This is a genomic window from Ruania alkalisoli (assembly GCF_014960965.1).
Taxonomy (GTDB): domain Bacteria; phylum Actinomycetota; class Actinomycetes; order Actinomycetales; family Beutenbergiaceae; genus Ruania; species Ruania alkalisoli.
Map to the genome: position 1 here is coordinate 3,405,780 of NZ_CP063169.1, position 14,391 is coordinate 3,420,170.

Annotated in this window: 14 protein-coding genes; 1 reads left to right on the plus strand and 13 read right to left on the minus strand. The window is 66.9% G+C overall.

The window, feature by feature from the left end; all coding sequences use genetic code 11:
* Positions 1 to 753: 753 nt before the first annotated feature.
* The 4 genes from glmM to truA all read right to left on the minus strand — a co-directional run bounded on the left by glmM (position 754) and on the right by truA (position 4,304).
* Positions 754 to 2,100 (minus strand): phosphoglucosamine mutase, encoded by a 1,347-nt coding sequence (gene glmM, locus IM660_RS15075; protein WP_193496658.1) that lies wholly within the window; start codon positions 2,098 to 2,100, stop codon positions 754 to 756.
* A gap of 104 nt (positions 2,101 to 2,204) precedes the next feature.
* A complete protein-coding gene (rpsI, locus tag IM660_RS15080; RefSeq protein WP_193496659.1) occupies positions 2,205 to 2,696 on the minus strand; it encodes a 30S ribosomal protein S9 in 492 nt (163 codons plus the stop codon).
* 42 nt (positions 2,697 to 2,738) lie between these two features.
* Positions 2,739 to 3,182 (minus strand): 50S ribosomal protein L13, encoded by a 444-nt coding sequence (gene rplM, locus IM660_RS15085; RefSeq protein ID WP_193496660.1) that lies wholly within the window; start codon positions 3,180 to 3,182, stop codon positions 2,739 to 2,741.
* 198 nt (positions 3,183 to 3,380) lie between these two features.
* The gene (truA, locus tag IM660_RS15090) at positions 3,381 to 4,304 is read right to left on the minus strand and encodes a tRNA pseudouridine(38-40) synthase TruA (protein ID WP_246464977.1); all 924 of its coding nucleotides are present in this window, start codon (positions 4,302 to 4,304) and stop codon (positions 3,381 to 3,383) included.
* Positions 4,305 to 4,411: 107 nt separating this feature from the next.
* On the opposite strand from truA, the gene IM660_RS15095 reads away from it, so the two are divergent.
* Positions 4,412 to 5,170, plus strand: coding sequence for an ROK family protein (locus IM660_RS15095; protein WP_193496661.1), 759 nt, complete (start codon positions 4,412 to 4,414; stop codon positions 5,168 to 5,170).
* A gap of 42 nt (positions 5,171 to 5,212) precedes the next feature.
* On the opposite strand, the gene IM660_RS15100 is transcribed toward IM660_RS15095, so the two are convergent.
* From IM660_RS15100 to IM660_RS15140, 9 genes are all read right to left on the minus strand, one after another.
* Positions 5,213 to 5,920 (minus strand): alpha/beta fold hydrolase, encoded by a 708-nt coding sequence (locus tag IM660_RS15100; protein ID WP_193496662.1) that lies wholly within the window; start codon positions 5,918 to 5,920, stop codon positions 5,213 to 5,215.
* Between the two features lie 140 nt (positions 5,921 to 6,060).
* Entirely contained in the window at positions 6,061 to 6,639 is a 579-nt protein-coding gene (rplQ, locus tag IM660_RS15105; RefSeq protein WP_193496663.1) for a 50S ribosomal protein L17, read from the minus strand.
* A 36-nt stretch (positions 6,640 to 6,675) separates the two neighbouring features.
* Positions 6,676 to 7,680 (minus strand): DNA-directed RNA polymerase subunit alpha, encoded by a 1,005-nt coding sequence (locus IM660_RS15110; protein WP_193496664.1) that lies wholly within the window; start codon positions 7,678 to 7,680, stop codon positions 6,676 to 6,678.
* A 121-nt stretch (positions 7,681 to 7,801) separates the two neighbouring features.
* On the minus strand, positions 7,802 to 8,209 hold the full coding sequence (gene rpsK / locus IM660_RS15115; protein WP_159622950.1) for a 30S ribosomal protein S11: 408 nt from the start codon (positions 8,207 to 8,209) through the stop codon (positions 7,802 to 7,804).
* Between the two features lie 75 nt (positions 8,210 to 8,284).
* Entirely contained in the window at positions 8,285 to 8,662 is a 378-nt protein-coding gene (rpsM, locus tag IM660_RS15120; protein ID WP_159622947.1) for a 30S ribosomal protein S13, read from the minus strand.
* A 151-nt stretch (positions 8,663 to 8,813) separates the two neighbouring features.
* On the minus strand, positions 8,814 to 8,927 hold the full coding sequence (rpmJ, locus tag IM660_RS15125) for a 50S ribosomal protein L36 (RefSeq protein WP_159622945.1): 114 nt from the start codon (positions 8,925 to 8,927) through the stop codon (positions 8,814 to 8,816).
* 81 nt (positions 8,928 to 9,008) lie between these two features.
* Positions 9,009 to 9,230, minus strand: a complete 222-nt coding sequence (gene infA / locus IM660_RS15130) for a translation initiation factor IF-1 (RefSeq protein WP_159622943.1) — start codon at positions 9,228 to 9,230, stop codon at positions 9,009 to 9,011.
* Positions 9,231 to 9,468: 238 nt separating this feature from the next.
* The gene (locus IM660_RS19880) at positions 9,469 to 11,793 is read right to left on the minus strand and encodes a MalT transcriptional regulator family protein (RefSeq protein ID WP_193496665.1); all 2,325 of its coding nucleotides are present in this window, start codon (positions 11,791 to 11,793) and stop codon (positions 9,469 to 9,471) included.
* Positions 11,794 to 11,801: 8 nt separating this feature from the next.
* Positions 11,802 to 14,234 carry a LuxR C-terminal-related transcriptional regulator gene (locus tag IM660_RS15140; protein ID WP_193496666.1) on the minus strand — a complete coding sequence of 811 codons (2,433 nt, stop codon included), beginning with the start codon at positions 14,232 to 14,234 and terminating at the stop codon, positions 11,802 to 11,804.
* Positions 14,235 to 14,391: the final 157 nt, after the last annotated feature.

A 14,391-nucleotide genomic window follows, 5' to 3' on the forward strand; every position in this document is an offset into this window, starting at 1 on the left:
CCCCACACCCCAAAAGAGCACAAGGCGCCAACAAACCATACGAAACAAACAATCCCAGCAGATGCACACCCAAAAAGAGCGCACACCAACCATAAAAAACTGGCATCAATCACTACAAACACACTGTTGAGTTCTCAAACAACGAACGCGCACCTTCAGACCGTGCTCTATGCACGTCCCGATCGGGGCTTGTCGCTGACCTCGTAAACCGTACCAGGCGCTGCGACTCTCCGTCGCACCTCCTCGTCCGGCGATCTCATCGGCACATGGCTGACTCTGATCGATCCGAGGGCCGCTCCGGCGGGATCGGCCACCTTGTCGGTGTCCGTTTCTCCCTTGCTCCGGGGCAACGAGTAGATACATTACGCACCTTCCCCGGCCGGGTCAAATCCAGTGGCTACGGATCCGTTGCCGTGACCGGCGACCGGTCATGTCGCCTTGCGACACGCCGTGAACCGCAGGATTCCGCCGTTCCTTCACACTGTCGGCCCCTGTGATTGGCCTCAGGATCGGCCGCTAAGGAGCGTTACACGGGGCAGTCGGCGCAACATGTGGTTCACGACACACGCACCGCTTCCTTCTTGAGCGTGCACTCTCACGACAGTCTGCGAACTGCGGATCGTCCTCCGCATGTGCTGATGCCCGGTGCCGACGCAGGTGAGATACGTCGGCACCGGGCATCTGCGGCACCGGGTTTCCAGTACGGGTCCATCTCGGGTTATCCCAGCGGGCCCAACCCGCCGGTCCCTGCTGTCACCCCATGCTCAGTTGCGTGCGCACAACTTCGCTGAGGAGCGAGGCTTCACGCTCGGCCTGCTCATGCGTGGCCGCTTCCACCATCACCCGCACCAGCGGCTCCGTACCCGAGGATCGCAACAGCACGCGCCCACTATCGCCGAGCCTGCGCTCAGTCTCCGCGATCGCCTCGGCCAGGACCGGATCCTGACCCACCCGGTTCTTGTCCACTCCGCGTACGTTCTCAAGTACCTGCGGCAGCCGCGTCATGACCGCCGCCAGGTCCGCGAGCGTGCGCTTGGTCTGTGCCACCCGCGCTGCGAGGTGCAGAGACGTCAGAACACCGTCTCCGGTCGTGGCATGCCTGGCAAGGATGATGTGCCCAGACTGCTCACCACCCAAGTCATAGCCGCCGGCTCGCATTCTCTCGAGCACGTATCGATCCCCCACTCCGGTCTGCTCGATCCGGATCCCCGCCTCACGCATCGCCAAGGTGAGACCCAGGTTGCTCATCACAGTCACGACCAGCGTGCTGTCGGTGAGCCGGCCCGACTCGTTCATGGCGACGGCGAGGATTCCCATGATCTGATCGCCGTCGATCAGGGCGCCGTTGTGATCCACCGCCAGGCATCGGTCGGCATCACCGTCGAAGGCGACACCGAAGTCCGCCTCAGACGCCACAGTCACCGCCTGCAGCTGTTCCGGGTGAGTCGAACCACACTTCTCGTTGATGTTGCGCCCGTCAGGAGAGGCGTTGATGACCACCACGTCCGCGCCGGCCGCACGCAGCGCCGCGGGTCCCACCTCACTTGCCGCACCGTTAGCGCAGTCCACCGCGATTCGAAGCCCGGTGAGATCTGTGTCGATACTCCCGAGGAGATGCTCGACATAGGCGTCCCCCGCCGCGCCCCGGTTCATGGTCACGTGTCCCACGTCTGCGCCGGTCGGCAGGTCCCACGCCTCCGAAAGCCTCGCCTCGATCGCGTCCTCGATGTCGTCTGCGAGTTTGAGACCACCGCGCGCGAAGAACTTGATGCCGTTGTCGGGCATCGCATTGTGCGATGCCGAGATCATGACAGCCAGGTCGACCTTCTCAGCGCTGGTCAGGTGGGCCACCGCCGGTGTCGGCAGAACACCGAGATCCTCGACGTCGACGCCGGCGCTGGCAAGACCGGCGATCACAGCGGCGGAGAGGAACTGGCCCGACACCCGCGGATCGCGTCCCACGATCGCCCGCGGGCGATGCCCCTCCGTTCGTTCGGCGACCACGTGCGCGGCTGCAGTCCCCAGCTGCAACGCAAGCGACGCCGTCACCTCGCGGTTGGCAAGTCCTCGAACACCATCCGTCCCGAAAAGTCGAGCCATCCGTTCGTCCTTTCCCTGAAGTCCGGTCCGGTCGGACCGGGTGATACACGACAAGGCCCCGGACGACCAGGAACGGTCGGCCGGGGCCCCATGCCATCAGCGCGTCAGCGCTTGGAGTACTGCGGCGCCTTACGGGCCTTCTTCAGACCAGCCTTCTTGCGCTCGGTCACGCGGGCGTCCCGGGTGAGGAAGCCTGCACGCTTGAGCGCCGGACGGTTGGACTCGCCATCGATCTCGTTGAGCGCACGGGCGATCGCCAGACGCAATGCGCCCGCCTGACCGGACGGGCCACCGCCGTCGATCCGGGCGACCACGTCGAAGCGGCCCTCAAGGTCGAGCAGAGTGAACGGCGAGTTCACGAGCTGCTGGTGCAACTTGTTCGGGAAGTAGTCCTCGAGCGTACGCCCGTTGACCTTCCAGGTTCCGGTGCCCGGCACCAGGCGTGCACGGGCGACAGCCTCCTTGCGGCGACCGAGGGCTTGGCCCGGTGCGGTCAGCGAGCTTCCACCTCCGGTGGTCGGGGCGCTGCTCTCAGAGGTGTATGAGCTCGGGGCCTCGCCCTCGAGCTCCTGGGTCTCGGCGGTGGTCTGGGACACGGGGTTCTCCTCGTTCAGTGCGTCAGTCTCGCGGGCGTCGCGTTACTGCGCGACCTGGGTGATCTCAAAGGTCTCCGGCTGCTGCGCACCGTGCGGGTGCTCGGCTCCGCGGTAGACCTTGAGCTTGCGCAGCTGGGCCCGGCCCAGTCGCGTCTTGGGGATCATGCCCCGGATCGCCTTCTCCACGGCCCGCTCAGGGTTCTTCTCGAGGAGCTCGGCGTAGTTCGTCGCCTTCAGACCGCCCGGGTATCCGGAGTGGCGGTAGGCGATCTTCTTGTCCCGCTTCGCGCCGGTGAGCGCGACCTTGTCGGCGTTGACGACGATGACGAAGTCACCGCCGTCCACATGCGGCGCGAAGGTGGGCTTGTGCTTGCCACGCAACAGTGCGGCAGCGTGGCTCGCCAGTCGCCCGAGCACCACATCGGTAGCGTCAATGACGTACCAGGAGTGCTCGGTGTCGCCGGGCTTGGGGGTGTACGTACGCACGGTCGTAGCCTTCGTTTCTCTGCTGGTCTGCGGGGATCACTCACCGCGGCGCGGTGCGCTCGCAGTGGAAGCGGATCCCTCTGGTCACTTCTACGGCGGTGAGCGTCCAGAAGGTCCCGGACCGGTGAGTGGGAGGCACCGACCAGCGTGCATGGACGCACAACGACTCATAAGAGTACTGCGCGGCGCCGGGAACGGTCAAAGCGCCGACGAGGGATCTTCGTCACGTGCCGCTACGCTGGCATCTTCCCTGGTAAGGGTCCGCACGGCGCGGGCCGTGCGTGCTCGTTCTGCCAGCTCCGATGGCGGCGGGTAGCCGACCTCTTCGAGCACGAGCCCGCGCGCCGGCGCGACACCCACGGCGGGATCGCGATTCCCCGCCCGTAGCACCTCAGCGGGCCAGTCCACGGGCCGGCGTCCCTCACCGACGGCGATGCTGGCGCCCACGAGTGCGCGCACCATCGAATGACAGAAGGCATCCGCGCGCACGTGCGCCACGGCGATCCCGGCTTCGTCCCGCTCCCATCTGATCTCCTGCAGCGTGCGGATCGTGGTCGCCCCGGGTCGTGGCTTGCAGTACGCGGCAAAGTCGTGTTCGCCCACGAGCAGACGAGCGGCGAGATCCATCGCCCCCACATCCAGGGTGCGACGGTGCCACGTCACCCACGCACGCGAGAGGGGATCATGCAGACTGTCGCGGTCGGCAATGCGGTACGCGTAGCGTCGCCACACGGCCGAGAACCTGGCATCGAACCCGGGAGGTGCCACCTGAGCGGACCGGACGCGCACGTCCTCGGGCAGCACGGCCGCGAGTCGATGCACGAGGGCTTGACCCGGCGTCCGGTCGCTCCTACCAGGGGTCGCCCGCCAGGCCGGTGCCGGAATGTCGAGGTGCACGACCTGCCCACGCGCATGTACCCCGGCGTCGGTACGGCCCGCCACCGTCACCCGTACCTCATCCAGTCGCAGTACGCGCACGAGGGCCGAGGTCAGCTCGCCCTCGACCGTGCGCAGCCTCGGCTGGGCAGCCCAGCCCGAGAACGTCGTGCCGTCGTAGGCCAGATCCAGGCGCACCCTGAGCAGTTCTGTCGACTGGTCGAGCGAGATGGTGGAGGACGACACAGGATCAGTCCATCACAGATGGCGCGCCGTCGGGCACGCGCGTTCGCACCGTCTCCCCCGATCGCAGCCGACTCGCCGCACGGCGTCGGTGCCGTACAGTGCGATCCGTGCACGACTCTCCAGCCACGCTTGCCGTCGACTGCGGCGGGGGCGGCATCAAGGCGTCCGTCCTCGACGCTGCAGGCACCATGCACGCACAGCCCGTCCGGGCCTCCACTCCGTACCCACTTCCGCCGGAGCGCCTGCTCCAGGTCATCGCCGACCTGGCCGACCAGCTGCCCCCGGCCGGCCGGGTGACTGTGGGCATGCCCGGAATGGTCCGACACGGCGTCGTGGTATCGACACCGCACTACATCACCCGAGCAGGTCCGCGGACGCGTCCCGTCCCTGAACTGGTGCAGGCGTGGTCGGGTTTCGATATGCGAGCGGCCGTCTCCCGACGCCTGGACATGCCGGCGATCGTCCTCAACGATGCGGAGGTGCACGGAGCCGGCGTGATAGCCGGGGCCGGCCTGGAGCTGATGCTCACCTTCGGCACGGGCCTGGGGAACGCCCTCTTCGACGGCGGAGTCCTTGCCCCGCACCAGGAGCTGTCCCAAGGGCCAGTGCGCTGGGGGCTCACCTACGACGAGTACGTGGGCGAGCACGAACGCCTACGGCTGGGCGACGCGATGTGGTCGCGGCGGATCCGGCGGGTCGTCGATGCACTGCGGCCGGTCTACCTGTGGGACCGGCTCTACATCGGGGGTGGAAACTCACGCCGGCTCGTGCCCGGGGTGCTCGACAAACTGGATGACGACGTCGTCATCGTCCCCAACAGCGCAGGAATCATCGGCGGGGTCCGCGTCTGGTCCCTGACCACCTGAGCCCACCCGGCCACGTCCACTCGGCCAGGACGTCCTGCTCGGTCATGCCACGCTCCGCACCAGCGTCCGCACCAGCCGTGCCAACTCGTGCGGACGATCTGCCGTCAGGACGTGCCCGGCTCCGCGTATCCGGATCCGCCGTGAGCAGTACGCGGCGCGAGCGAACCGGGACTCTTCGAGCCGGAAGTGGTCCCACGCCCCGTTCACCAGCCAGACCGGAACTTCGAGCCGGGCCAGGTCGGCGATGGGGTCGACCTCACCCATGGCTTGCAGAGTCGGAACCATCGCATCGAGAGCCACGCCTCCCGCGGAGACCTCACGGGCAGCGACACCGCCCAGAATCGCATAGGTCGTGAGATCGTGCAGTCCCCTGCCGCGGTCGGGAAGTCGATGGATCAGTCCGGCGATCGCCACATAGGCAGCCAGCGGGAGACCGCGCGGACGCACCGCACACGACGCGGCCAGCACGCCTGCGACGCGCGCATCGGTCCGTGCGGCCCACCTGAGGGTGAGGTAGCCACCGAGGGACAGGCCGACCGCCACGACTGACGCCGGCGCCTGGGCTGCAGCTCGTTCGAGAGTCTCATCAGCGGCCGCGAGGGTGAACTCCTCGTCCATCCGCCTCCCATGGCCGGGGAGATCGACAGCGATGCTCGGCATACCGGCAGCATCCAGATCCGCCTGGACCCGCGTCCACATCGAACTCGACGTACGGATGCCATGCACGAGCAGCACGGTGGTGGAACTCACGAATGGCACCCTAGTCCGCGACCGGTCCACCGGGCGCAACGAAGGGCCCGCCACCCGGGAGGTCATCCCGGTGCGGGCCCTTCGCCGAGGCATCGGCCGGTCCGGCCGTCATCGCCTCGATTCCCCACGAGGAGGAAGTTCTACTTGCTGGCCTCGGCCTCGTCGGCACCCTCGTTGGCGTCGGTCTCCTCGACGGCGTCCGTGGTCTCAGCCTCGTCGCCGGCCTGAGCCTGCTCCTCCGCTACGACCTCGGCGGCCGGTTCCTCGACGGCGGCGTCCGTCGCCTCGGCTGCTGCCTCCTCCTTGACGGCGCGCTTGGCGGCAGCCTCGGCCTCCTTCACCGTGGCCTGCTTCGGGCTCACCGGCTCCATCACGAGCTCGATGACCGCCATGGGCGCGTTGTCGCCCTTGCGCGGAGCCACCTTCGTGATCCGGGTGTAGCCACCCTGCCGCTCGGCCATCGCCGGAGCGATCTCAGCGAACAACTCGTGCACGATGTCCTTGCGAGAGAGGACGGCATGCACCTGACGGCGCGCGTGCAGGTCGCCACGCTTGGCCTTGGTGATCAACCGCTCTGCCAAGGGGCGCAGCCGCTTCGCACGGGCTTCCGTGGTGCGGATGCTCTGGTGCTCGAACAGGGACTGGGCCATGTTCGCCAGGATGAGCCGCTCGTGCGCCGGTCCGCCACCGAGGCGAGGACCCTTCGTGGGCTTGGGCATGATGTTTCCTCAGTTCTTCTTGATGGGGCCGGCTGCTCAGTTGTAGGCGTCGAAGTCGTCGCCGTCGTCGTAGGCGCTGGCCACGAGCGTCGGGTCGAAGTCGGCCGGGCTGTCCTTCAGGGACAGACCGAGTCCGACCAGCTTCTCCTTCACCTCGGTGATCGACTTGGCGCCGAAGTTGCGGATGTCGAGCAGATCCGCCTCACTGCGTGCAACGAGCTCACCGACGGTGTGGATACCTTCGCGCTTGAGGCAGTTGTACGAACGGATCGTCAGGTCCAGCTGCTCAATCGGCAGCGCGAGGTCCTCGGCCAGCGCGGAGTCGGTCGGCGACGGGCCGATCTCGATTCCTTCCGCCTCGACGTTCAGCTCACGAGCGAGACCGAACAGCTCCACCAAGGTCTTTCCAGCCGAGGCGAGTGCGTCACGCGGCGCCATGGAACGCTTGGTCTCGACATCGACGATCAGTCGGTCGAAGTCCGTACGCTGCTCGACACGGGTGGCCTCGACCTTGTACGTCACCTTGAGCACCGGCGAGTAGATCGAGTCCACGGGGACTCGGCCGATCTCGGCATCGAACGGCTTGTTCTGCGCGGCCGAGACGTAACCGCGGCCACGCTCGACAGTGAGCTCGATCTCCACCTTGCCCTTGGCGTTGATGGTGGCGATGTGCAGCTCCGGATTGTGCACCTCGACTCCGGCCGGCGGGGTGATGTCGGCAGCAGTGACCGTGCCTGGGCCCTGCTTGCGTAGGTACATCACCACCGGCTCGTCGTTCTCCGACGAGACCACGATGTTCTTGATGTTGAGGATGATCTCGGTGACATCCTCCTTCACACCAGGGATCGTGGAGAACTCGTGGAGCACGCCGTCGATCCGGATGCTGGTGACCGCTGCACCAGGGATGGAGGAGAGGAGGGTCCGGCGCAAGGAGTTACCGAGCGTGTATCCGAAACCAGGCTCGAGCGGCTCGATGACGAAGCGCGAGCGATACTCGTCAACGATGTCCTCGGTCAGGGTGGGGCGCTGTGCAATGAGCACGGTGAGTGTCCTTTCGGCAGGCGTCCGCTATATGACGCCATGCGTCTCCCCTGCCCATCTGTCCAGGCGAGGGGGTCCTGCAGTGCTGGTGGTCCTGGGCGCGTAGCCCTCAGGACGAGAATCAGACGCGACGACGCTTCGGCGGGCGGCAGCCGTTGTGCGCCTGCGGCGTCACGTCCTGGATCGAACCGACCTCAAGGCCAGTCGCCTGCAGCGAGCGGATCGCTGTCTCACGGCCCGAACCCGGGCCCTTGACGAACACGTCGACCTTCTTCATCCCGTGCTCCTGAGCCTTGCGAGCAGCGGCCTCCGCAGCGAGCTGGGCCGCGAACGGGGTCGACTTGCGCGAACCCTTGAACCCGACCTGGCCGGAGGAAGCCCAGGAGATCACCGCACCGGACGGGTCGGTGATGGAGACGATCGTGTTGTTGAAGGTGGACTTGATGTAGGCGTTGCCCTGGGAGACGTTCTTCTTCTCCTTGCGGCGCGGCTTGCGCGTGGCAGTCGCCTGGCGAGTCTTGGGAGGCATCTGTGCGTTCTCTTTCTTCGGTGAGGTCGTCGGTCCGGACGGGCCGGCGGTGTCGGGCCGGCCGTCGTCGGACTACTAGCGACCGGCCTTCTTCTTGCCGGCGACGGTCCGCTTGGGACCCTTGCGGGTACGGGCGTTGGTTTTGGTGCGCTGCCCGTGCACGGGCAACCCGCGACGGTGACGCAGGCCCTGGTAGCACCCGATCTCGACCTTGCGACGGATATCCGCAGCGATCTCACGCCGCAGGTCACCCTCCAGCTGGTAGGTCGCCTCGAGGTAGTCACGCAGGGCGACGACGTCGTTGTCGCCCAGGTCCTTGACGCGCAGGTCCGGGCTCAGCCCGGTCGCCTTCAGGGTCTCAGCCGCACGGGTGCGTCCGACACCGAAGATATAGGTGAGTGCCACCTCGAGCCGCTTGTCGCGGGGGAGGTCGACACCGACGAGTCGTGCCATTCGTTCTCACTCCTGTGAGTCGCGGAGGTCTTCCGCACCATCACCCCGGGTAATCCGGGCCCCGGCCTCCGACCGGGGGTGGGCCGTCGCGGACGACGGACGATGATGCGCTGTGGTGCGTCACCAGGTGACGCGACGTGCATCGGGGCTGTCAGCCCTGACGCTGCTTGTGCCGCAGGTTCGTGCAGATCACGCGCACGGTCCCGCTACGACGGATGACCTTGCAGTTGTCGCAGATCTTCTTGACGCTCGGCTTGACCTTCATGGTGGATTCCCTTTGCCGGGCGCGACACACACCGGGCCCGCTGGGCCCCTGGCGCCGAGACCGGCGTGCTCGGAGGGTGGATTACTTGTAGCGGTAGACGATACGGCCGCGGGACAGGTCGTACGGGCTCAACTCGACCACCACCCTGTCCTCGGGGAGGATCCGGATGTAGTGCTGTCGCATCTTGCCTGAGATGTGAGCGAGAACCTTGTGACCGTTGCTGAGCTCCACGCGAAACATCGCGTTCGGCAGAGCCTCGACCACGCTGCCCTCGATCTCTATGACACCGTCCTTCTTACCCATATCCTCCGCTAACTGCAGTGCTGTTCTGACACCGACGTCTCTGTGCACCACCTGCCATCGTTCGCGCACTCCACGGCACGGCCGAGGGGCCAGCCAGGGAGTGGTCGGACGATGTGTGCAGGTGGCAGAGCACGCCCAACGGTCTATGTTACGGCATGGGTCCCCTCGTGGGAAGTTCGCAGCGGTCACAAGGGCTGCGGTCTGCCTCACATCCGTGTACGGCGGCGGTACCTCCCGATCACGACTCTGGCGGTAGCAGCCCGAGCTCACGACCTCGGCGCACCGCGTCCGCCCGCGTGTGCACGCCGAGCTTGGAGTAGATGGCACGGACCTGGGTGCGCACGGTGTTGACGGTGACGTAACTCCGGTGTGCCAGGACCGTAAGAGACCACGGGCCCTGAAGATCGCGCAGAACGGCGAACTCCCGGTCGGTGAGATGGACCGGGGCCCCCGGAGGTGGGTAGCCGGGTCCGGTGCGATCGAAGGGAATCCGGTCGAGGAATGCTCGCAGGTCTTGCTGCTCACCCGCAATGGCAAGCAGATCCTGCCGCGGCACCATTAAGAACGCACTGACGAGCCAGTGCATCTGGGCGACTGTCACGGCGAATCGCAGCGTGTCCTTCGCCTCCGTGTGGAGCCCCAGGCGATGCTGCGCACAGGCTCGTACGAGTGCGAGTCCCACCGCGCGGCGGGGATGAGCCGCTGCCCACTGATCGAAACCTCCGGTCCGCCGCAGCGCGCCCACGTTGTCTCCGGTGTAGAGGTCCACCCGGGCAGCGAGGGTCTCGGCGACTCGCAGCCCGCCGCTGGTCCGGGCCAGTAGTGATCGGCAGCGGTCGAGCTCGCCGGCCAGCAGGAACACGTCGACCTGCAGCGAGAGCGCTACCGACACGATCAACGGAGACGTCTCATCGGCGTCTACCCGATCGCTCGCGAACTCGACACGCATCAGATCATGTGAGGCCGGATCGCGCACAGCGAACGCAGCCTCAATGACCTCCGCCAGTTCGACCAACTCGGGTACTGGGCAGCCGCTGGTCTCGATGGAGGCGGGACTGCCCGGTTCTGCCCCGTCGAAGTGCAGCACCCACCGTGCCAGGCCCGCCAGGCACGCCCCGATGTCGTGGAGAGCACGGGCCTCGGTCACAGACTCGGCCAGCTCGTACCACGCGAGACCGCGGCGGCGCTGACCGAGCAGGGCCGACGCCAGCGCATGCCCCGCGGCAGCCGTCCGCCTCTGTCGTGGCTTCCCCGGCACCTCGACGCTGCGATAGAGCTCAGCGAATGTGTGCTGAGCGCGCGCCAGATCGACCGCCAGCAACCGCCTCAGTGCGAGCCGCTCGAGGAGCTCAGGTACACGCGCGAGCGCAGGCGACTGACCGAACTCGTCCGTCACGGGGCGCCTCGCTCTGAGCTCGCCACCTGACCGCAGGAGCAGCAGCTCCGCTCGCTGGGCCACCAGACGATCCGGCAGTTGTGCCAGAGCGCGTGAGGCAACATCCGGATGATCGAGGAGCGACATCCACGAGCTGGTGGCAAGTTCTTCGATCAGCCGATGGTCCTCGGCCGCAACTGCCTGTTCCAATGCCCGCACGGCGTCACCGGCACCACGCCATCGGTCCGCGAGGCGCTGGCGCACGCGCCGTGCCAGAGGCGGATCGGTCTCAGCGAGCAGCGCGGCCGCTGCCTGTCGGATCCGCTCCGGGATCTGGCCCCCGACCAGCAATCCGGACTCCGCGAGCACGCGACGTACCGATTCCGGCGTCGCGTCCTCGCCACACAGGTCCGCGAGCGTTGGTCCATCCAGATGTTCTGAAGCGGAGAGGACCATCAATGGCTGGGCAAATTCCGCTGCATCCGGTTCTCGTAGCGTTGCGGCGAGGAACCGCTCCAACCCGCCGCGAGGCGCCCGGCTCTGGCGATCCCGGAGCAGTAGGCGAACCAGCGCCGGCCAACCACCGACGTCGGCACACAGCGCCGCCGCTTCCTCGCGATCTATCGGCCGGCCAGACAGTTCCGCGTTCTGCGCCACCTCGTCCGCTCCGAGTGCGAGGTCGGGTGCGCGGACGAGCGTCGCGCCAGGTTCTGCCAACAGCAGGTGCTCGATCGGCTGTTCCCGCCGCGTCAGCACCACTGTACGGATCAGGCCTCCTCGACGAACGAGACCGACGACCCCGCGATCGATGCGCGGGTCCGTCACGTGGTGATAGCCATCGAGAACAAGCACGACATGACGGGCCCGGCGTGCCGCTTGCGCACCGAGCACCGCAGCGAACGCGGCACTGTCTGCACGAGAATCCTCAATCGCTGCGCTCACGCCAGCCGCGTGCCGCATTCGGTGCCAGAACCCCCGCTCATCGAGGCCCGGTGTGAGGCGCACCCAGACGGGCAGCACCTCCTCTGTGGACCGTGTCACCATCCATCGCACCCAGGAGGCCTTGCCCCAGCCACGGGGGGCCCGGACCACGGTCACGGCCGGCAGGGCCGTCGTGGTGGCGGCCAGTTCCGACGGCGGCACGTACGACGTGGATAGCCGGGGCAACCCAGGCGACACGTCAACCATGCCGGTTCTCACCCTTGCCGCCGTGCGGCGGCCAGGGCCTCCGCACGGTTGGACACGTCGAGCTTTCGGTAGACGGACCGCAGCTGAGTCTTCACCGTGTTGGCCGACAGACCGAGGGCTTGGGCGATCCCCACCGGGCCCGGGTGATCCGCGAGCGCTTCGAGGATCTCCAGTTCGCGGGATGTGAGCGCACTGAAGCCGCGCGACTCGGTCGCCGGTGGCTCGGCCCTGTGGGGACCGGGCCAGAGTCTCAGGACATCACCGTCGCTGGCCGCAAGGGCCACGAATGCATGCCTGCCCATCAGTACGAACGGCCGTCGCTGACCAGTCTGCTGAGCGAGCGAGACGGCTGTGTCAAAGGCCTCCGCGGCGCGACCTGCTTGCCGCGTGGCGTGAAAAGCAGCAGCAAGCAGGACCCGGCACTCCATGGAATACCGCTGCGTCAGTGCACGTGAGTCCAGCACCCTGGAGGCATGTCGCACGACCTCGTCGTAAGCGTGCTCATGCAACGCCAGCTTCGCCTGGCTGACACGGACCAGCTGGTGGGGTTCGACGCGAGCGACCACCTGGTGTGCGACGTCCGCCATTCCCGCAGCCAGCAGCGCTTCCACCAGGGTCTCGGTCAAGAGCGCCTCGGCGCGTGAACCTCGCCTGAGGTAGCGCACAGCTGCCCGCAGTTCGTTAGTGACAGCGACGATGTCATCGCGGCTTCCGGCGAGCACGGCGTGATGTGCCCGGACGAAGACCGCCAGCGCCCACAGTTCGTCCCGATGATGACGTTCTGGTAGGGCTGCAACGGTCTCGTTCGCGTCCTCGCCAGCAGCATCGACACTGGCGAGTGCACGGGCCACGGATGCGCTGGCGCCGAGGATCCCATTGTTCTGGCCTGGCTCTAGCTCGAGCTCGGCAAGCCAACGCAGGGCGGTGCGCGGTTCCCCCTGGATGGCATGCACCAGCGCGAGCCCTGTCGTTCCGAATACGGCAGTCTGCTTGCCTGCGCCGTCCAGGAGCGCGACCGCACGCGCCTGCGAGAACGCGTACAGCGCGATATCCAGCTCGCCGTGCAGTGCGCTGGCGACACCCCACTGGAGCAGGACCATCTGCACGTCCTGTCCGTCGTGGCCCGACGGCGTCGTCCTATCCCGTAGATCCGCGTGTTGGCGGAGTACTTCCGCGTAGAGGGCAGGAGAGTCCGGGCCGCGCCGACGGTGCCGTCCATCACGAGGAACCACATCGCCGTCCAGATAGTCGACTGCCACCCGCAGCCGGGCGTTCTCGGCAACCAACGGCGCTGGGAACATACGCGCAACTTCGCCCAGCAACAGCGGCTCTTCCACCAGCAACCGGTCCCAGTCGTGGTCGAGTACGTCCAGCGCGCGCTCCCACTCGCCTGCTCGCGCGGCATGCGAGAGCACCTGCGCGGGTAGCTGCCGCCGCTCCGCGTACCGCATGAGCGCATGGTGCACCTCGATCTCGAGCTCTGGGTGCCGTTCTCGGACCATGCGTACGAGGGCCGACCTGATCGCCGGGGCGTAGGAGTAGCGCGGTCCAGCAACGGTTTCGCGTTCGTAGATCAGGCCAGCCATCAGCACGTTGCGCAAGAGCCGAGCGGTGTTTCCCTCGGGAACGATCTCGCGCGCGATCTCAAGATCGAACTCCTCTGGGATCGCCGTGCGCAACAAGAAGGCCCGGACCTTCTCGAACCGCAGATCGCGCACCATTGCAGCCACGTAGTGTTCAACGACGTCGCGATCGATCGTCGCAGGAGCACCATCACCACTCGACCGGACCAGGCCGGCGCGGATGGCTGACGGCCATCCGCCAAGGTCCACTGCAACCTGCTGAGCCTCGTCCTTCGTCAGTTCCGCTCCGAGGCGACGCGCAAGGCGAAACACGCCATCCCCGGTGAGGCGGAGGTCGTCCGGATCGATGACCGCGGCGTCAACGGACAACGTCCCGGTCGTTTCGATCGGACGGAGCGTTCGCCCTGCGACCACCACGTACAGCTGGTCGTTGTGCTTGACGAGGTCGACCAGCTCGTCATCGATCGCTCCAGGATCCTCGTGCAGTCCAGCCTCGTGCATGTCGTCGATGACCAGGAGCAGCGGCATGGGATGGGTGCGCAGGAACTCAGTGACTGCGGTGCGCGCATCGTCACCACCGTCAGGCAGCCCGGCGACGGTGAGCGCCACCGCGACCTCCGACCAAAACCCGTCGCCGAAGTTGCTCTCCATGGTCAGCGCCGCGTACACGGTCTGAGGCCGGTCGGGACTGATGTCGAACCACTGCAGGAGGGCGCTGGTCTTGCCATAGCCGCGGGGACCCCTGATAACCGTCAGCGGATAGTGGGACGACAATGTAGCCAGCACCGCGTCCGGAATCTCGGCATCGCGCGGAAGGCGTGGCACACCCTGAGGACGCGGCGGCTGTGGACGCGCCATAGTGCCTCACCTCCCGGGCTGAGTGAGGCCGACGCTAGCATCCAGGGCTCGCCACAGCAGCCTCCCATCCACAGGCAACTCGTCGACGACGAGCGAGCAAGACTGCGGTTGATCCCGGTCCCTGAGACCGTGGTCCGGGTCGTGGCCAGACGGGGTC